15 protein-coding genes and 4 tRNA genes are annotated in these 19708 nt (G+C 43.1%); 16 read left to right on the top strand and 3 right to left on the bottom strand.

Features of this window, described 5'->3' with window-relative positions; genetic code table 11:
- Nucleotides 1–507 precede the first annotated feature (507 nt).
- The 11 genes from GTW09_RS14895 (at nucleotide 508) to tuf (ending at nucleotide 8350) form a co-directional block, all read left to right on the top strand.
- Complete coding sequence (locus GTW09_RS14895; protein ID WP_163112527.1) at nucleotides 508–1053, top strand: hypothetical protein; 546 nt, start codon at nucleotides 508–510, stop codon at nucleotides 1051–1053.
- A gap of 18 nt (nucleotides 1054–1071) precedes the next feature.
- A complete protein-coding gene (locus GTW09_RS14890; protein WP_163112526.1) occupies nucleotides 1072–1863 on the top strand; it encodes a hypothetical protein in 792 nt (263 codons plus the stop codon).
- 124 nt (nucleotides 1864–1987) lie between these two features.
- Entirely contained in the window at nucleotides 1988–3544 is a 1557-nt protein-coding gene (locus GTW09_RS14885; RefSeq protein WP_163112525.1) for a methyl-accepting chemotaxis protein, read from the top strand.
- A 173-nt stretch (nucleotides 3545–3717) separates the two neighbouring features.
- Entirely contained in the window at nucleotides 3718–4710 is a 993-nt protein-coding gene (gene murB, locus GTW09_RS14880) for a UDP-N-acetylmuramate dehydrogenase (protein ID WP_163112524.1), read from the top strand.
- 192 nt (nucleotides 4711–4902) lie between these two features.
- Complete coding sequence (gene birA, locus GTW09_RS14875; protein WP_163112523.1) at nucleotides 4903–5889, top strand: bifunctional biotin--[acetyl-CoA-carboxylase] ligase/biotin operon repressor BirA; 987 nt, start codon at nucleotides 4903–4905, stop codon at nucleotides 5887–5889.
- Complete coding sequence (locus GTW09_RS14870) at nucleotides 5879–6628, top strand: type III pantothenate kinase (RefSeq protein WP_163112522.1); 750 nt, start codon at nucleotides 5879–5881, stop codon at nucleotides 6626–6628. Before birA ends, GTW09_RS14870 begins: the two co-directional genes overlap by 11 nt.
- Nucleotides 6629–6736: 108 nt before the next feature.
- Nucleotides 6737–6812: transfer RNA gene (locus GTW09_RS14865), tRNA-Thr, on the top strand.
- An 8-nt stretch (nucleotides 6813–6820) separates the two neighbouring features.
- A tRNA-Tyr gene (locus tag GTW09_RS14860) sits at nucleotides 6821–6905 on the top strand.
- A gap of 34 nt (nucleotides 6906–6939) precedes the next feature.
- Nucleotides 6940–7014: transfer RNA gene (locus tag GTW09_RS14855), tRNA-Gly, on the top strand.
- A 7-nt stretch (nucleotides 7015–7021) separates the two neighbouring features.
- Nucleotides 7022–7097 (top strand) — tRNA-Thr (locus GTW09_RS14850).
- A gap of 68 nt (nucleotides 7098–7165) precedes the next feature.
- Nucleotides 7166–8350 (top strand): elongation factor Tu, encoded by a 1185-nt coding sequence (gene tuf, locus GTW09_RS14845; RefSeq protein WP_083595409.1) that lies wholly within the window; start codon nucleotides 7166–7168, stop codon nucleotides 8348–8350.
- Nucleotides 8351–8777: 427 nt separating this feature from the next.
- Here the strand turns inward: tuf and GTW09_RS14840 are convergent, their stop codons facing one another.
- Nucleotides 8778–9755 carry a transposase gene (locus GTW09_RS14840; RefSeq protein ID WP_163112521.1) on the bottom strand — a complete coding sequence of 326 codons (978 nt, stop codon included), beginning with the start codon at nucleotides 9753–9755 and terminating at the stop codon, nucleotides 8778–8780.
- A 553-nt stretch (nucleotides 9756–10308) separates the two neighbouring features.
- Here GTW09_RS14840 and GTW09_RS14835 point away from each other — a divergent pair.
- The 5 genes from GTW09_RS14835 to GTW09_RS14815 all read left to right on the top strand — a co-directional run bounded on the left by GTW09_RS14835 (nucleotide 10309) and on the right by GTW09_RS14815 (nucleotide 18400).
- The gene (locus GTW09_RS14835; protein ID WP_163112520.1) at nucleotides 10309–12861 is read left to right on the top strand and encodes a sensor domain-containing protein; all 2553 of its coding nucleotides are present in this window, start codon (nucleotides 10309–10311) and stop codon (nucleotides 12859–12861) included.
- Nucleotides 12862–13197: 336 nt separating this feature from the next.
- Nucleotides 13198–14544 carry an alkaline phosphatase PhoX gene (locus GTW09_RS14830; protein ID WP_163112519.1) on the top strand — a complete coding sequence of 449 codons (1347 nt, stop codon included), beginning with the start codon at nucleotides 13198–13200 and terminating at the stop codon, nucleotides 14542–14544.
- A gap of 112 nt (nucleotides 14545–14656) precedes the next feature.
- Nucleotides 14657–14833, top strand: a complete 177-nt coding sequence (locus GTW09_RS14825; RefSeq protein ID WP_163112518.1) for a hypothetical protein — start codon at nucleotides 14657–14659, stop codon at nucleotides 14831–14833.
- A 224-nt stretch (nucleotides 14834–15057) separates the two neighbouring features.
- Nucleotides 15058–15612: a hypothetical protein gene (locus GTW09_RS14820; protein ID WP_163112517.1), complete on the top strand. Its 555-nt coding sequence runs from the start codon at nucleotides 15058–15060 to the stop codon at nucleotides 15610–15612.
- Between the two features lie 340 nt (nucleotides 15613–15952).
- Nucleotides 15953–18400 carry a S8 family serine peptidase gene (locus tag GTW09_RS14815; RefSeq protein WP_163112516.1) on the top strand — a complete coding sequence of 816 codons (2448 nt, stop codon included), beginning with the start codon at nucleotides 15953–15955 and terminating at the stop codon, nucleotides 18398–18400.
- Between the two features lies 1 nt (nucleotide 18401).
- On the opposite strand, the gene GTW09_RS14810 is transcribed toward GTW09_RS14815, so the two are convergent.
- Both GTW09_RS14810 and GTW09_RS14805 read right to left on the bottom strand, forming a co-directional pair.
- Nucleotides 18402–19031: a response regulator transcription factor gene (locus GTW09_RS14810; protein WP_163112515.1), complete on the bottom strand. Its 630-nt coding sequence runs from the start codon at nucleotides 19029–19031 to the stop codon at nucleotides 18402–18404.
- Complete coding sequence (locus GTW09_RS14805) at nucleotides 19028–19708, bottom strand: sensor histidine kinase (RefSeq protein ID WP_338024969.1); 681 nt, start codon at nucleotides 19706–19708, stop codon at nucleotides 19028–19030. The genes GTW09_RS14810 and GTW09_RS14805 overlap by 4 nt, the downstream gene beginning before the upstream one ends.

The raw sequence follows: 19708 nt of genomic DNA, 5'->3' as shown, positions 1-19708 counted from the left end.
GGGCATTCATGGCGTTTAACCTTCATTTGTTTTTGGCGAAAGATCTGATCACCAAACGTCATGAATGTTCCCTTTATTTTTTATCTTACTGAATTTTAGTCATTATTTGTGGGGATACCTCAGGTTCAAATCCACATTACTGGCTTAGTTTCATCCCATTGATTCTGCCCTTATACCATTCTAAATTAATATAATGGTCGTCATGGCTGCCCCAGTCACCAGAACACACATTTATTATTCGCTTAATGTCATCTAGGAAATTGTTCCAATTATTAGTACAGGTATCCACGATTTCGTCATTCTTTTCAAATTTCTGTTTTGAAAGTTAATATTGACTCAGCCTTTGTCATAGCTGGTCTTCCGGGTGTTAAATGGCGGATTGGTGTTATTCAATCTGCTTTATGATTTTCGAGTTTCATCATATTTGAATTTAAATATAGGCTTGTAAAATTGACAACGTTTTATGTTTACATAATGCTTAGATTTATTAATGAAAGGAAAATCGCAATGACGATAAGAAGAAAAATCACACTATTAGTTACGCTTATTTTATCATTTAGCGTTTATTCAAAAAGCGACAGCGATGAAAAGCAACCCCTGCCAAAAGCATCTAGAGCACAGATCTCTGACTGGATAGCTCAACATGCGGTCGCTTGGGATGAGGATAAAAAATTAGTCATAACAGGAGAGGATTGCCGACTACAAATCAACCGAGACAATACTAGTTCTATAATGAATTTGTCGGGTATATTGTTTCCCGTTGAGATAATAGCCAAACCGAACAGCAAGCACGCTTATGTCCGGGTGCGGTTTAAAGACCGTTATTCTGGTGATTACGGAATGCAAAAAGCGTGTAACGCGCAAAATGATTTTTGTGAGAAAAATATTGGGAAGTGGTCCCCTATATCTTATTTTGACTTTAAGGTAAGTGATGTGGTCAATTACATTGGTATGGATCGTGACCTTAATCACTCAAAGTCTCGGCAACTCGCTAGAGCGATTACGCATTATGCAAAATTATGTAATGCGACGGATTATGAATTTACTTTTTAAATAATAGAGATCTCAACAATGAAATTTTTATATTGTCTGCTCTTATTGGCCACCGTGTCTGGATGCACTACAACAAAGGTTCAAAACGTTCGTTTTGAAAAGGGCCAGTTGCTAAAACATGAATTGAGTGAGCCTGTTTTTGTCTCCAATGAATACAAGCTATCTCTGAGCGATAATTACGTCGATTTAAAAAAGGTTGATATCTACACGGCGAAAGAAATTAAAATTTACGAAAAGGTTCAAAGCACCAACTTAAAAAGAGAGGGTAGTACCGTCACCGACAGTCCCTTCATGGCGATAATTGGTACACCAGGAGCTATTCTTGCTGATATTTTCACTCTCGGAACGGTTGGGTTCACTTCTGATATGTGGGTTAAAGATACCCATGAATGGGAAACGGTAAAGAAAAAGTTAGAAGATGATTATATCGTTGACGAGAGGGCAATCAAGTCATCAAAGGTTTTCCCAGTTAATTCTTCTAGTGTGTCACTCTATATAAATGATAAATACGTTAGATCTATTAACACTGATGCAAGCGGTATAGCACGTTATGACTTCGCGGAGATTTTAAATGCTTCAAATACACACCCCAAACAGTTTATTACTGACAAAGGTGTAAAATTGGAAGCTAGGTTTGAAAACGCAACGGTCTACAGAACGATACCTAATACGAGCATTCCAGAAGCGTATTTTGTTAAGCAATTTAATGTGAGACGGGGAGAGTTAGAGGAACGAAAAGGGCGTTTTGAGAATTGCTCGTTTATTGCAAATAGTAAAAGGGAGTTTTTTGAGTGTTTCTATCAAAAATAATGACAGATACCGTTTTCGACTGGGCCTTTTTTGACCCCATTTATCTCTAAGACTATCTTCGTATAGTTTTTTTCTGAGTTTTCTTCTATTTTGTTTATATTGTCAGGCTAAATAGTGATTGGGTATGTTAATTGTTGTTCCAGCGTTAGTGTCGGCGGTAGCTGTTGTTGCGAGTTTTTTCATTACAAATTCAATCTATATAACTGTCGTTATTGCTTTCTTAGCTACCTTGATGGCAAGTTATTTTCTGTCTAATCTCGACTCAAAATCCGAGTCCTCGAATGAAGCGCATCCAGCTGGCTCTGGGTATCTTGATAGAAACGCATCAAATGGTAACGAAATAAGTGCCGCGTCAAGCAAAATTGCTATAGGCGGCGCGTCAGTCTCTTTCTTTCTCGATAAGTTATCATCAGCGTTTCGCGATCAGGTAAGCAGTATAAGTGAAATGAGCGGAAGACTTCAGAACTTAGAGTCTGGAAGCGCTTCACTTAAAGAGCTTACCAGCCAAGCAGGTGACGCGGTTTCCCTCTCTGACGAGAAGACTCAGCGTGGAAGTAGAAGACTTAAGAAAGCATTAGAACATCAAGAGTTACTTCGTGAACAGATTACTATTTCCTCTCAAACGCTCGTTGAGCTCAAAAGCAGAGCAGAGGGCATCAGCAATATTACTAACACTATTAATCAATTAGCTGACCAAACTAATATGCTTGCACTTAATGCTGCTATAGAGGCGGCTAGGGCTGGTGATCAAGGGCGAGGTTTTGCGGTAGTTGCTGATGAAGTGCGAGAGTTGGCTAAGAAGACGACAGAGGCAACATCTGGTATAGAGCATGTTTTACAAGACGTGAACCAGAGTAGTAAGCAAGCTGTTGAGACTATGAGTAAGGTATCAGAGTCGGGCGAAAGCATGAGCGAACTACTCGTTGAAAGTGAAACATTAATTGCAGAATCAAGCTTGCTTTCTTCTGAGGCAAGAACAGCAATGCTGGCGATGCAAGAAAATGTGTCGAATCTTGCTCAGGATAGTGGCGGTATTGGTGTTTCTATTGAATCATTACAGAACGCTACGAGTAGCCTGGAACATGATTTATCCGAGGTTTCCGAGCAGGCCTTGGCGTTAAGTACTCAGGCCGAAGACATTTTTAGGTTGTTAGAGTCGCTTGATATTGATGATGAGAATAGCCGAGTTCGGGATATCGCTATTAATACTTCAAAGCAAATAGGCAGGCGCTTTGAAAAAGCGATTAGCGATGGAGCAATTAGCGAGAGAGAGCTGTTCGATTTCACCTACACCCCTGTGCCCAATACAAACCCTGAGAAACACACTACAGCGTTTGATAGCTTCACAGACAAAGTACTACCCGAGATTCAAGAGCCAATATTAGATAATAATGACTTTATCATCTATGCCGGGGCTGTAGACGTGAACGGTTACTTCCCAACACATAACATTAAGTTCAGTCAGCCGCTCACTGGTAATTACGATACCGATTTGGCCAATAATAGAACGAAAAGGATCTTTAGCGATAAAACTGGCAGTAGGTGCGGAAGCAATACTGAGTCTTTCCTCCTGCAAACTTATAAAAGGGACACGGGGGAGATAATGCACGACTTATCTGCGCCTATTTATGTAAATGGCAAACATTGGGGCGGCTTTAGAATTGGCTATAAAGCGAAGTAATGCTCTGAATACGATTCAATTCCATGCGTCCTCAGAGTCGTTTGCAGGAAGCCAGCGGTGTTATCGTTGGCTGATTTATATTTAATAAGGCGTATTTCGGCCTTATTACCCTTTTATTTATATGACCATTAACCTACCATAACGCTCATCCTAGAGCGCAATGTAAATACGGTATGCCATCTCTCAAGCCCTACAGTACCTTCGGTCTTTCTACATCCTGCAACACAGTAGTCAGTTTCTCATCAGCAAATGAATTTATAGACGCTTATCGAAAATTCCCTGTTAGCTATATTGTAGGCGGGGGAAGCAACTCTATTTTTCTCGATGATTTTGACGGCGCTCTACTTGTCAATAATATCAAAGGCATTAGTCATTTCGATACCGACTCGCATCACTACATAAGCGCAGGCGCTGGTGAGAACTGGCAAGCGCTGGTTGAGCTGTGCATGCAGAATGGTTGGTATGGCTTCGAAAATTTGGCTTTAATTCCAGGATCTGTGGGTGCTGCGCCTATACAAAATATAGGGGCATATGGGGTAGAAATTAACCGATTTATCGAGTCTGTTATTGTGACTATGATTGACACTGCAGAACAGGTGCGATTAACACCTTCCGACTGCCAGTTTGGCTATAGAGACAGCATATTTAAGCATCAGTTAGCCGGCAAGGCACTTATTACACAGGTGAATTTTGCGCTACCCAAAGATTATCAATTAGTGACTTCTTATGGCGAACTAGCAGTGCTTATATCGCCAACTGCACTTGATATATACAATAAAGTCATCGAGGTAAGAAAAAATAAATTGCCCGACCCAGAAGTACTGGGCAATGCGGGAAGTTTTTTTAAAAATCCAGTTGTGAGTAGCACGCAATTTGCCAAGCTAAAGTCCACTTACACCGACATCCCTGGTTACACAGTAAGCGAAAACGAAACAAAAGTGCCTGCTGCTTGGCTGATAGACTGTATTGGTTTTAAAGGAAAGTCTTACAATGATGTTCGATGTCACCCCACACAGCCTTTGGTACTGACAAATTTAGGTAATGCTTCTGGTGATGACGTGCGTTATATGGCTACTGAAATTATAAATAATGTTAGAAAAACCTTCGATATTGATCTTGAGCCAGAGGTGCGGCTCATTGGAAAACGAGGCTTGGAGGCATTGTAGAACCAACATAGTGTATTGGCTTTTTATAGCAAACGTCGTTTAATGCTAAATGCTGTTACCCACTAGTCATTTATTTTGGAAATAATGCAATAGTGACTGTCAGCGCAGGACCAAAAAAGCGCGGGACCAAAAAAGCACAGTAAAAGTAACGACATTGCAATCATGCGAGAGTTATAAAGGATTGTTCAAATAATGAGACAGGCATCTAAAGTAATAAGAAAACACATTTTAGCCTTATTGTCTGACGGCCACTTTCACTCAGGTGAGACTATTGCTCAACAGGTGGGACTGTCTCGAACTGCCGTGGCGGGCCATATTTCCCAGTTATCCGATTGGGGATTAGATGTATTTAAAGTAAAAGGTAAGGGATACCGTCTTGATCGAGGCTTTGAGATGTTAAGCGCTGACAGCATAAAGAAATACTTAGGCAACACAAAGCGAGCAATGATAGACGTGGAGTCTGTCCTACCCTCTACCAACACCGAGATGAAGAAGCGTATTGCGAATAATCGCGAAGAACTTGCCGATGGCGACGCTATTTTTGCAGAAATTCAAACTGCCGGCAGAGGAAGGCACGGCAGAACCTGGTTGGCGCCGGTAGGAGGGAGCTTAACGTTTTCTATGTATTGGTCGTTTCCCGATGGGTATCAAAGTATGGCTGGCCTGTCTTTATTGGTGGGGTTAGCAGTATGCGATGCCCTTAAAGAGTTCGGTGTTAATGATGCCGAATTAAAGTGGCCAAACGATATCTACCTTCAGGGTAAAAAGTTGGCGGGTGTACTTATTGAAGTAGAGGGGCAGATAGGGGCGACAGCACATTGTGTTATTGGTATCGGTCTTAATGTTTGTGTGCCAGATAATCAGTATGACGTGGGGCAGCCGCACAGCGATTTAGCATCTTTTTTAGGAAAGGTACCAGATAGAAATGAATTAGCGGCGCAGATTATTAAGTCTCTATGGTCGTATTTACCTAAATTTACTCAACAAGGCTTTGGTCCTTTTGTACCTCATTGGGAGGCACTAGATTTGTACGGTGACAGGCGAATTGTGCTGCAAATGGGAGAAAAGCGTTTTTCCGGTATCGACAGAGGCGTAGACGCGAGTGGTGCGCTGTTGGTTGAAACGCAAGACGGAATAACACGCTTTCACGGTGGTGAGGTAAGTCTTCGTGGTAACTGAAACATCGGTGTTATTGGTTGATGTAGGAAACACGCTTATAAAATATGCGTTACTGAGTAATGTGCATGAAGAGCCAAAAGCCAGTGATTCTCTAGAAAATTTATTTTCTTTTGTCGATGTTCAAAAAAATATTACCCATCTTTATATCGCATCAGTAAGAAATCAGGACATGGTTGATGAAATTTCAACCATGTGTGCAGCGAGAAATATTACATTCGTAGAAAAGCAGACAGAAAAAGAGGCCTTTGGAATAAAAAATAGTTACGCCAATGTACAAAAAATGGGCGTAGATAGATGGCTTGCCATGATTTGTGCAGCCGAAAAAACAAAAAAAGCATTTTTTGTTATGGATGTTGGCACAGCAATTACCGTTGATTTTGTTGTTAATGGTCAACATTTAGGCGGTTGGATAGTGCCTGGCTTTAACGTTATGAGAGATGCTTTAGTTGCTTCAACGAAAAAAGTATTCGCAAATGATGAAATTCCGACCAGCTTTGGGGTGGGGACAGACACCGAAGAATGCGTAGCAACGGGGTGTCACGCAGCGGTTTATGGTGTTTATTTGAGCGCCGTTGATTACATATCAAGCAAACAAACCGAATTTGACATTATTTTAGGGGGGGGAGACAAAAAAGTGTTTGCATTCTTAGAATCCGCTGTTAACATTCGTCCCGCTCATTTGGTGGTGCAAGGTCTTGCCCGATACGCCAGAAAAGAACTTGGTGATTTTCTAGCGTAACCTTCTGATAGATTGAGAAATCGGTCAGAAAGAAAAATGAAAATTTTTCAAAAAGACACTTGCACTGAGTAAGTCATTACTCTAGAATGCGCACCCACTTGATGTAGTGCCGACTTAGCTCAGTTGGTAGAGCAACTGACTTGTAATCAGTAGGTCGCCAGTTCGATTCCGGCAGTCGGCACCATCAATTCTGGAGGGGTACCCAAGCGGTCAACGGGAGCAGACTGTAAATCTGCCGGCTCAGCCTTCGCAGGTTCGAATCCTGCCCCCTCCACCACTTTCTTTATGAGGTGGCCAGAGAATTAAGATTTGCGGGCATCGTATAATGGCTATTACCTCAGCCTTCCAAGCTGATGATGTGGGTTCGATTCCCACTGCCCGCTCCAAATCAGTGCTGATATAGCTCAGTTGGTAGAGCGCACCCTTGGTAAGGGTGAGGTCGGCAGTTCAAATCTGCCTATCAGCACCAGTTTTCTCCCCAGCTCATGTTGTAAAAATTCAAAATTTTTTTAATGTAACTTTGCTGGGATAATAGAAATGGCAAAAGAAAAGTTTGAACGTACGAAACCCCATGTAAACGTGGGTACAATCGGCCACGTTGACCACGGTAAAACCACGCTAACTGCAGCTATCACTACTGTTCTTTCAAAGACATACGGTGGTTCAGCTCAAGCATTCGATCAAATCGATAACGCGCCTGAAGAAAAAGCACGTGGTATCACTATCTCTACGTCACACGTAGAATACGATACTCCATCACGTCACTACGCGCACGTTGACTGCCCAGGACACGCTGATTACGTTAAAAACATGATCACTGGTGCTGCTCAGATGGACGGTGCAATCCTAGTAGTTGCTGCGACAGATGGCCCAATGCCTCAAACTCGTGAGCACATCCTACTTGGTCGTCAGGTTGGTATTCCTCACATCATCGTGTTCATGAACAAATGTGACATGGTTGATGACGAAGAGCTTCTTGAGCTAGTAGAAATGGAAGTTCGTGAACTTCTTAGCGAATATGAATTCCCAGGCGATGACCTTCCAGTTATCCAAGGTTCTGCACTTAAAGCGCTTGAAGGCGATGCAGAGTGGGAAAAGAAAATCATCGAACTAGGTGAAGCTCTTGATTCATACATCCCAGAGCCAGAGCGTGCAATCGATAAGCCGTTCATTCTTCCAATCGAAGACGTATTCTCAATCTCAGGTCGTGGTACTGTTGTAACAGGCCGTGTTGAGCAAGGTATCGTTAAAGTAGGTGAAGAAGTAGAAATCGTTGGTATCAAAGATACAACTAAGACGACTTGTACTGGTGTTGAAATGTTCCGTAAGCTTCTAGACGAAGGTCGTGCTGGTGAGAACGTTGGTGTACTACTACGTGGTACTAAGCGTGATGACGTAGAGCGTGGACAAGTACTAGCGAAGCCTGGTTCAATCAACCCACACACTAAGTTCGAAGCAGAAGTATACGTATTGTCTAAAGACGAAGGTGGCCGTCATACTCCATTCTTCAAAGGCTATCGTCCACAGTTCTACTTCCGTACAACTGATGTAACTGGTGCTGTAGAGCTTCCAGAAGGCGTAGAAATGGTAATGCCTGGTGACAACCTTAAATTCAAAGTTGAGCTAATTGCTCCGATTGCGATGGACGAAGGTCTACGTTTCGCAATCCGTGAAGGTGGTCGTACAGTAGGTGCTGGTGTTGTAGCGAAGATCCTAGACTAATCTAGACTTTGCAAACACTGCACAAAAAAGCGCACTTAGGTGCGCTTTTTTTATGCCTGTAAAAAATCTACTATTGAGACAGGCATGTTAATACTACTGATGTACCCCTCAATAGCTCTTAAAGCGGACGCAGCTCTTTGTATCTCTTAAGCTTTTCCTAAAAGCTCCGGTCACTAATAAGACAGTCATATTAGGATCTCGCGGCCGCTAGTAAGACTGTCACATTAGGATTTCAGTAGGAACTCATAGGCACTGACTACATCTACGCTTTGTAAGTTTGTGAACGAAGGTTTTTTGGCGGATCTGAAGCTACATTGAATAAGTGATAGCGTAAAATAGCTGGTAGTGGCACTTGGGGGCTGTGTAGGGGCTATATAGCAGTTCAAAGCTCTCAGTGAGCAAGCACTCTTAAGAAGTAACGATAGGTTTATCCAAGTAAGCGCATAGCGCTTTTTCGTCCATGAACTCGCTGTTGATGTTGGTTGTGGGCGTACTGTTCAAGGTGAACCACTTTCCCCGCAGCATGCTTGAAACAGTGTTCAAACTGGGTAGTTAACGTCAGCCATTTTTCATTCTCGATACCAAGACGCGCTTGAATGTGTGGCGTATTGCTCTCTACTTTGCCGTGTTTAGCTGGATGAATATATCGACTTGTTGTATCCACAAGCTGAAGGTAATCGCTAAGAGTGAAAGGTAAGCCACTTTGCATATCTCGCTGTGGGTTACCAGCAAAAGGCATAAGTCGTTTCGGTGTTTTACCCACCCTCGCAGCACGAATTCGGTATTGAATACTGGTATGGTTTGAGGCTTCAGGCGTTTTCGCCACATTAGCGCGTACCGGGTTTAAATCGACGTAGGCCATACAGGCAGCTAGTGCAGACTCATCCAGTAGCGCCTGGGATTTAAATCTTCCCTCCCAAAAATGTCCTGTACATTCATCCTCTTTATTGGCCGCGCGAGCTATGTACTCATTGAGTGCGCGCATAAACCAACTGATATCATAAAGTCGTGCTCGCCACACGCCTGCCGTATTTTCCACGGTGTCTATCTGTGACTCGCTGAGGCCTTTTCGTGTCATGGGCGAGGCATATTGCTGCGTTAACAAGGTTCCTCTGTACAGCGAATGCCAGCGATCAATAACCTCTTCTGTCGAGAGCGCTATCGCTTTCTCTTTATTCACATGCAGAACGATATGGGTATGGTTACTCATTACCGCGTAAGCACAAACTTCTATCGCAAATACATCACTTAACGCATGAATGCGGTCTTCAACCCACTTGCGGCGGTGTTCGAAGCTTTTTCCGTGCTCTGTTCCACATAAGAATGCGCGGCGAACACAACGAGATACGCAGTGATAATACGGTGTATCTGATAAGCTAATTTGAGACTTTCGGGCTTTAGGCATCGAGCTATTCTGACGTTTAATTGTGCTGATACCAGTTTGGAGTGCTACATCACCTAAAGAAAGTGTATTGAAGTACAGTTTTGTGGGGCTTAGGCTAATAGCGGCTTAGTCGTGACTGTCTTGATAGCGGTCTAGCCATACCTGTCTTGGTAGTGACAGAAATGATCGAGCATTGAAAACATGCCTGTCTCAATAGATAGTCGGAGGACTGTCTACCTAAGTGACTAATTCAATGACAAGTACAAAAAGTACAAGTGTCTGTCTCAACAGGGCAAGTAAAATTGCCTGTCCCAATAAGAAGAAGAGTACGAACTTTTGGCGATAGATGACATTCACCTATCTCCTCAAGGGTATATAAGCGTTTGCTTAGGTATTGTTTATAAAAGCTTTTTCTGGCGTTTTAATGCTCTTTTAGATTGACTATGTTACACACTCTACTATTCTCTTTATTATTGAAAAAAAGCCTTCATTTTTCTACTGTAGGTACAAATGAAAGAATCTTCTGCCTGGTTAAAGATATTATCGAGTCGGCGGCTGGGCGCAAAAGGACGTTATGTTTACCCACAATGCTGTATTTGAGGAAGCCGAGTTTAGCCGGCTAGTTAGGGCCAATAAGCAAGTATTTGTCGATGAATTGCTTGAATATAATGCATCGCTAAAAGCTGACTTTTTGTTGCTTGGTGTCCGAAACGAAAATAGTGTTTCTGTGTTAGTTGGAATTCAACAGCAAACGCTAGTAAGTGATTTATCCGATTATCCATTGCAGGGCTCTCCTTGCGAAGAGGTTTTACAACACGGTGTGTGTGCATTTTCCGACTCTGTACGCAGTCACTTTCCCAGCGATAAGTCACTTCAAAAAATAGCGGCAGAGGCTTATCTCGGCGCAGGACTTTTTAATGAAGAGGGGCGCAACGTAGGTATTTTAGCTGCGATTTTTACGTCCCCAAGGCCTAACATTGAAGAGCACAAACCAGGCTTCAGTGCGAATGCAAAGCTCATTGCCACGCGCTTACAAAAGTACTATCTAGAATTCCGTACTATAAATAACTTATCTTTATTAGATGAAGTAAGTAGTCTCTCGAAAACCGGGGCGTGGGAATATTACCCTGTTGAAGACAAGCTATTTTGGTCCAAGGAAACCTATGCTATTCACGATATTTCATATAAAAAGCCAGTGAGCGTAGATGATGCTTTGTCGTTTTATAGCCAAGAATCAATAGAGTTAGTCGAGCACACCTTTGCTGAGCTGATAAAGCACAACACCTCGTACGATATTGAAGTTCAAATACTTTCGGCCAGCAATGTCAAAAAATGGGTCCGAACATCGGGTAAACACGAACTTGACGAAGAAGGGAATGTGAGGCGCTATTTCGGAGCCTTTGAAGATATCACCGATTATAAGAAAACAATGATCTTGAGCGAGGAGCGGGCTGGAAGAATTCAAAATATTCTCGACAACATTAACGATGCGGTAGTGAGTATTTCTGCAAAAGGCATCATAAAACAATGTAACGACATCACACTTTCCATGTTTGGCTACGCAAAAAACGAGCTTGTCGGGCAGTCTGTAGAAGTACTTATGCCCGAGCCATATGCATCAAACCACTCTCGTTACATGGCAAATTATGAGCGTACAGGGAATGCCAAAATTATAGGTACGGGCAGGCAACTGCCTGCAAAGCGCAAAGATGGCTCAGTATTTCAGATGGAGTTATCGCTTTCTGAAAGTACCGATTTAGGCGAAAAGATTTACATTGGCGTAGTGCGGGATATCAGTGAGCGAATAGCAGCCCAAGATACAATTTATAACCTTGCTTATACCGATAGCGTTACACACTTGCGCAACAGTCAGTGGTTTCAAAAAGAATGCAAAGATTTGATTTTGCGCGCGGCCATTCATCATGAGTATATGCATATTCTTTTGCTTGATATGGACAATATGGCGCAGATAAATACGCGTTTAGGCTATAACAATGCTAATAACGCACTACGTGCTATTGCTGAAAAGTTACTGTTTATTATCGGCCACGACTACCACATTTATAAATTCGCAGGCGACAGCTTTATCGTCCTATCAAAGAAAACCTATAAAAAAGCGGACATTCATCATTTCAATGCCAGCATGATAGAAAATGCGTTAATTAATCCTCGGCACTATGATGTAGACCTTAGCGGCGTGAACGTCTCGATGAGTGCTTCTCTTGGCAGCGCGATATTTGAAGCCAGTAAGCAAAACTATGAACGCATGATCAATGTACTTGAAAATGCGGTGAAGCGGGCTAAAAAATCAGCCCCCTTCGGCCTTTGTCATATTTCAGAAGATGGTATGGAGGAGTTAGATCGCTATTTGGCTATAAAGCTTCATCTGCGGCAAGCTGTGGCTAAGGACGAGCTATTGTTGGCATTGCAACCACAGGTAAATCATAGTGGTGAAACTACGTCGTTCGAAGCCCTGGTACGCTGGCATTCTGCAGAGCTTGGAGTCGTCAGTCCCGCAGACTTTATTTCCATTGCCGAAGAAAGCCATGTTATTTGCGATATCGGTAATTGGGTCATCGATGAAACACTAAACGCCCTCAAACGGTTTATCGCTCGAGGGCTGGATTTGTGCGTTGCTATCAATATCAGCGCAAAACAAATTGTATTGCCCGATTTCGCCTCCTCTTTGATTGCAAGGATCAACTATTACGGCATTCCAAGCCAAATGTTAATTTTAGAGTTAACTGAAACCGCGCTAGTGGTAGATATCGAGACAGTAAAAAACACAATGAACGAATTGGCCAATTATGGTTTTCGCTTTTCTATTGACGACTTTGGCACCGGATATTCTAGCTTAGCTTACTTAAAAGAGTTGCCCATTAGTGAACTTAAGATTGATAAAATATTCATCGACGATATTGATAATAACAGCGCTAAAAAGGGAGCGCCTATTGTTGATGCCATTATTGAAATGGCAAGAGCGCTTAATGTCACATCAATCGCAGAGGGAGTAGAAACGCAAGAGCAGGTTGACTACCTCACGAGTAAGGGCTGTAATCGTTTTCAGGGCTACTATTTCTCAAAACCCCAATTTGTACAACACTGGCATAACAGTGAGCTAGGGTGATAGCGCCTGTGATTGTTATGCCTGTCAGGCTATTTTCGTGCCTGTCACGATAGTGTGATAGTGGTTTCCTGTCTGAATTCGACAGTCTGAATTCGACAGTCTGAATTCGACAATCAAAAATGCCTGTCTGAATTCGACAGTCTAAGTTTGACATTATAGCTCAGTAACTTGAACACCAGTTCATGTATAAGTGATTCTGTTGCGCAATGACCAATTATTGCTAAGGCAGAAAGGTAAAATTTCTTTTAGTTGTTATAATATAACAAATGACAGTTTTACTATTAATTTATGTCAATTGACGCCCACCTCAGCATATTTGTTTAATAGGTCCTTACTATGATTTCACGGCGACAGTTTATTTTGGGTTCTTTAGCGTTTGGAGGGTTGGCGTCAAGTGGCTTTGGCAAAAACCAATTGGGTCAGGCAACAGAAGAGGTAATGTCGATATCAAAAGGCTATGGAAATTTGCTTTCAGACAGCAATGGCTTATTGGATTTACCTAGTGGGTTTTCTTATCGCGTTATCTCTGAATTCGGGAATGCAATGTCTGACGGTTTGAATGTGCCAGACAGAGCAGACGGTATGGGGTGTTTAGCTCTTGACGATAATAGACTAGCGCTCATCCGCAATCACGAGTTACACCCAAAGCATATCGAACAACAGCCTCCATCTATTCAACAGCATTCTCACTCTCTCGCATACGATACTTATAGTAGTGGAGTAGCCTTGCCAGGTGGTACATCAACAATAATTTACAATCTGTCTACTCAACACGTTGAAAGAGAGTTTATGAGTTTGACTGGAACGGTGCGCAACTGTTCCGGCGGAGTTACTCCGTGGGGCACTTGGCTTACTTGTGAAGAGTCGGTTGATAAGCCAAATGGCTTGGTAAATAAAGAGCACGGGTATATTTTCGAGGTTCCAGCGTCGGCAACCTCTATGGTTCAAGCCGTGCCGTTAACAGCAATGGGACGTTTTAATCATGAAGCCGCAAGTGTCGATCCCCGCACCGGCATAGTTTATCTAACAGAAGATAGAGGCGACAGTGTCTTGTATCGCTTTTTACCAAACTCGCCTTCAAATCTCGCTGCTGGCGGTCAATTACAAGCGCTTAAAGTGTCTGGGCGTCCTCAGTTCGACTCTCGAAATTGGAATGCTACCACTATGCCGATAGGAAAGTGGTTAAATATTGAGTGGGTAGATTTAGAACATCCGGAAAGCCCCGAAGATAACCTCCGTATGCAGGCATTTGAAAAGGGCGCCGCGTTATTTGCCAGAGGCGAGGGTATTCATTGGGGAGAAAATGAGCTGTATTTTTGTTGTACTAATGGGGGGAAAATGCAGTTAGGCCAGGTAATGCGTTTAATGCCATCTGTCGATGGGAAAAACGACAGACTACAATTGTTTTTAGAAAGCAAAGATAAAAATTTGTATAACTTTGGCGATAATCTTACCGTGTGCCCCAACGGCCACTTGCTTGTATGTGAAGACCAATATACTGATGTGGTTGATAATCATTTACGCGGCGTAACGCCTAACGGTGAAGTGTATAATTTTGCAAAATTACACGCCCAAACTGAACTGGCTGGTGCCTGTTTCTCTCCCGATGGTCAAACCTTATTTGTTAATCTTTATTCTCCGTCGAAGACATTGGCTATAACGGGGCCTTGGATGATGAGATAAAATCTATTAGCCTAATCGAATGTTTTTGATTTAATCATTATTATTGATTAAGCATAATGTGCCTGTTATTTTAAGAATTAGACATCTTGAGAATTAGCTTTAGGAGAAAACGATGAGCACATTATTTACAAAGTTTACTACTTCAAAGTCACCTACTAACGTTGCGGAAAAAGTCGCGTTCAGTAAAAAAGAATGTAACTACGCTGATAATTATTATGGCGACCAAGTTTGCGTTGAAGTGAAGATTCAAAAGCCTCGCGTAAATCTTCACCTGGGCGTTCAAGCTTAGCAATGAAGTGTAATTCGGGCTGCGACTTGCTGATTTTTGATAGATAAAATCATTTACTCTTTGAGAGAGCATGGTTTAAACACCTCAATGGGTAGGGGGTTTAGACAGCGGTAGTTAAACAGGGAAAATGGGACAGTCGTTTATAGGGGGAACTCCTCATAGCGCGCTGTTGCAGCTCGGACAATACTTATAACCACTGAAGTTAACAGGTTATAGGTACTGTAATGAAATTAGCTATGTTGTTACTGTTAAGTGTTATGTCTTTTAACTCTTTTTCTTCGATTATTTATAACTTTGAAGAAATAGAAATGCGAAATGACAATGATTCATCGCGCTCCGGCTTATTTAGCGGCTTTATTCAATACGAATCAGCTGCCCACGTAAATTCCCTTAGCTTTGAGAAATTCGAGTTTGTCTTTAATTTTGGTGCCGAAACGGTAATGTTAACTGAAAACTATCTCGGTGCGATCTCAATTGTAGATCTCGATGATGGCGTTTTTGGCAATTCAAGCGGCACCAAAGATGAAGGCTTCGAGTTTGTTTTTGAACTGGAAAATTATTGGGTCACGCTTTCTAACGGCTTTTTCGGGCTTGGGAAGAACGACACTTGCTTCGACCTTGAAGACCAAAGTACAAATGACTTTACCGTCTATTGCGCGGGTTCTCTGATTACTGTAACTGGACCTGATAATAACTCCACAAGCGTAAACTCACCAGGCTCGTTTGCTTTATTTGCATTGGCAATCTGTGGCTTAGTCGGTATAAGAGCGCGCAGTTAAAAAACTTTTCCACTAGTCAAACATCGATCGGATTCTTATTCTTATCCTTCTGATAAATAAAATTTTACCTAAGCACTTTCCCCTTGCTTTTCGCCTCTACATTTGTGGGGGCTTTTTTTATCTTTTCTTAGAATGCCTTCCAAAATAGTTATCAAGACAGTCATAAAACGATATTCAGACAGTCATAACAGTTATCAAGACAGTCATAAAATGAAAAAAAGACAGTCACAAAAACTGCTGTTAAAAAAATGTGAAATATATTTTCGTTTGGGGGTAACCCCCCATAGAGACAAAGTGCTTTACGAGAAATACTCATTGTGTACTTGAATAGAGGTGTACTATGAAATTCTTAAGTAAAAAGTCAATAATAGCTGCAGCGGTTTCAGTCGCTCTACCCACTAGCATGGTAAGCGCAAAAACATTCCACGAAACATTAGCCAACAACCTGTCGCAAGCTCCCTTAGAGCTTCATCAAGTGATTGTTACATTCGATAACGAAGGTCCAGCAACAGAAAGCCAGCTTAACGCTATTCATGCGTTGGGAATAACCGGTGGTGTGAGCATGCGTAGTCTGCCTGTTGTGGGCGTATTGGCTACCAAAGCGCAGGTAGAAGCTCTGTATAAGCGTGATGATGTGATCTCGGTTTGGAACAACGACCCGCTGGTATTAGAAAATCACGAGTCTACGCAAATCACTGGCGTCCAAAAACTCCGTGCAGACAGAGATATTCGTTTAAACGGTGTACCAGTATCGGGCAAAGGTATTGGTGTAGTCGTTAACGACTCTGGCGTAGACGGCACACACGGCGACTTGGAGTTTCCAAATCACGTTGTGCAAAACGTACTTGCTCAAGTTAACTTGGCAAGTTTCAGCGGAATTTTACCCATTACTTACCAAGAAGATGTATCGAACACAGACATTCTTGGTGGCCACGGCACTCATGTTGCCGGTACTGTTGGCGGTAATGGCGCGCAAAGTTCAGGTTTACATGCTGGTGTAGCACCGGGAGCCGATATTATTGGTTACGGTTCGGGCGCAGGATTGTTTATCCTCGACACCATTGGTGGTTTCGACTATGCGAAAACGCACCAACACACATACAACATCCGTGTTATTTCAAACTCGTTCGGTAACACTGGTGACGTAGGTACAGATTTCAATCCAGACGATCCAACGAATGTAGTAACCAAAGACCTAGCCGATGCGGGAATTGTCACGGTATTCTCTGCTGGTAACTCTGGGCCAGGCGAATCGACTATTACCGGTAACTTCAAAAAGGCGCCTTGGGTAATTACCGTTGCTGCAGGAAACAAGCAGGGTGAGTTGGCAGACTTTAGCTCACGTGGTGTTGATGGCAAGGGTGACGAGGTTGTTGTAGACGGTGAAGTCTTTACCTGGGAAGACCGCCCGACGGTAACCGCGCCAGGCGTAGACGTTATTTCAGCGCGCGCTTCACTATCTAGTTTAGGAGCACTCAGTGCACAAGCCGATGCCGAATTAATCGAGCCACAACATTTACCTTTCTATACAGTATCAAGCGGCACTTCAATGGCGGCCCCTCATGTTTCGGGTATTGTGGCGCTTATGCTTGAGGCAGACCCTTCTCTTCAGTGGGAAGATGTGAAGTCGATTCTACAAGAAACCGCCACACCTATGGCAGGGCTTGCGCCTTGGGAGGCGGGAGCTGGTTACGTAAATGCGTATGCAGCGGTAAAAGCAGTAATTGATGGGGTGGAAGTATATGGCGACACGGTAAAACAAAACCGTAAATTTAACGCCTTTGCTAACGTATCTGAAGGTGAATCACTTACACTTTCAACCACATATTTACCCGTGGGTGAATCGCCAACAGAAACGTTTGAAGTCGGTCCTGATGTGTCTATGGTTGTGGCCAACGCTTCCATTGAGTCGGCCACGGCGTTTGTACTTGAAGATCCTGAAGGCAATACATACGGCTCTGGTATAGGCTTGCCTGTTTTGGGTTCTTCGGTGGGTACTGCAGCGCCTGGTAAGCCCGGAACATGGAAACTTTACAGCCGTGGTATTGGAAGTATAAGCGGCGTGTCGGTCGACCCTCTTGGTGTAACTAATGGTTTGGGTATTCCTGCGACTAACGACGTTAATATTCGTTTGCTGGTAACGGATGGCTTTACAGGTATTGATGATGCGGTAGGGCACCCCGCGAAACCGTTTATTGAGTATGTTGTATCAAATGAGCTAATGGACGCCAAGAAGCGTGGCTTTAAGCCAAACAAAGTGCTTACTCGCGCCGAATTAGCAGACACGCTAGCGCTTAGTGCCAATGTGCGCCAATCAATTGATGGCAACGCTATCAACTTTGCTGACGTAAGTGCTTCAAATTCCGCAGCGGTCAATTCCGTCACCACTCAAGGCGCAGTGTTGGCAGACCTTGATATGCAGGACCAGCCATTAATGAAGGCAGAGGGTAATTTCTTTGATAGCTCTGCAGCAGTATCACGAGAAGAAATAGCGTACTCGATGGTACAAGCGTTGGGCTTGGAATCTGAAGCACAGAGTTTTTCGGCAGACAAGGTTATTGCCATTGTGCTCGGCGAAGCGGTTGAAGTAGAGGATACCGCTGATATTGCGCCTGAACTGCGAGGCTATGTTCAGCAAGCTCTTGCGGCAGGTTTAATGCAGGTTGAGGTTAAACTTGAGCAAGGCCGCTTTGACTTCCAGCCAACCTTAAAAGCGTTCTTTAACCCTTCAAATAGCGTATCACGCGGTGAAGCAGCGTTTATTGTCACGCAGGTGGCAGAGCGTTAATTCACTCTAATAGGCCGGCTTTGCCGGCCATTCTTATCAGTTCAGCCGAACTACTTAAATTCAGTTTCTTGTAAATGTTGCTTCTGTGGTTTTCGGCTGTTTTTAAGCTCATATCGAGTAACTCTGCAATTTTCTTGCTGGTATTGCCAGCTGCCACTAAGAAGAATACTTCTCGCTCTCGACGAGTTAACACACTCAGTGGCGAAATGTGTTTTTGACACTGGCCGTCATTATTTTTTTCCTCAGTATCGGGGAAACAGATTTTACCGGCTGCCACCTTTTTAATGGCGTCGATAAGACTTTCTCCCGACGACTCTTTTAGAATATAACCTTTAGCGCCTGCATCCCGCATGGCTTCAACGTATTCAACTTCATTGTGCATAGACAAAACAAGTATTTTTGCTGCTGCTCGTTGGGCAAGAATCTTATCAATCGCCACAAGACCACTCATTCGGGGCATAGATATATCCATAAGGATGACATCAGGTGAATGTTTTAGCACTGAAGCAATTAGCTCGACACCATCGTTACACTCATCAATCACACTGATGTGCTCATGTGAATTCAGCATTTGAGATACGCCTTGGCGCATCAGTACGTGATCGTCTGCTATTACAACGTTTATTGTCATATAGGTACCGTTACTGTTGTACGAGTGCCTTTTCCAATGGCCGATATCAGCTCAAGCTGAGCGCTGAATGCTGATGCTCTATCGTTAATACTAGAGAGTCCTATGCCTGGCTCTACTTGTTTTGTGTCGAAACCCTTTCCATTGTCAATAATGTCTAAACGAATGACATTGTGATGATGCCCTAAGGAGAGAGTAACTGTGGATGCGGCGCTGTGTTTTACTGTATTAACAAGGGTTTCCTGTGCAATGCGAAAAAGCAGTATGCTTATGTCTTTGGGTATATCAGCAGGCAAATCAATGTGACTTTCATAAGTAATGGCTTCATCCTCTAAAAGGTTACGGCAAAGCCAATTGAGTGCAGGTTTTAAGCCGAGGTCGTCTAAAATAGTAGGGCTCATTAGGCGTGACAGCTGGCGCACATCGTGCAGGGCCATATCGGCAATGCTGTGCAAAGTAGCTAACTCTGGCGACTGTTGAGACAGCGCCTGTAGTCTTCTGGTTAAGCCTGTCAGCAATTGCCCAATGCCATCGTGAAGCTCGCGAGAAAGCTTTGCTTTCTCTGACTCTTGTTGCGCCCACAAACGCTTAGCAAGCTGTTGCAAAACGGCTTGGTCATCATCAAGCCGCTGTTTCAGCGAGGCCTGTAATGCTTTTATGCTTGCAAGCTCTTGTTCCAC

The sequence above is a fragment of the Alteromonas hispanica genome, assembly GCF_010500915.1.
In the GTDB taxonomy this organism is placed as follows: Bacteria; Pseudomonadota; Gammaproteobacteria; order Enterobacterales; family Alteromonadaceae; genus Alteromonas; species Alteromonas hispanica.
This window is presented reverse-complemented; position numbering and strand designations above follow the sequence as displayed.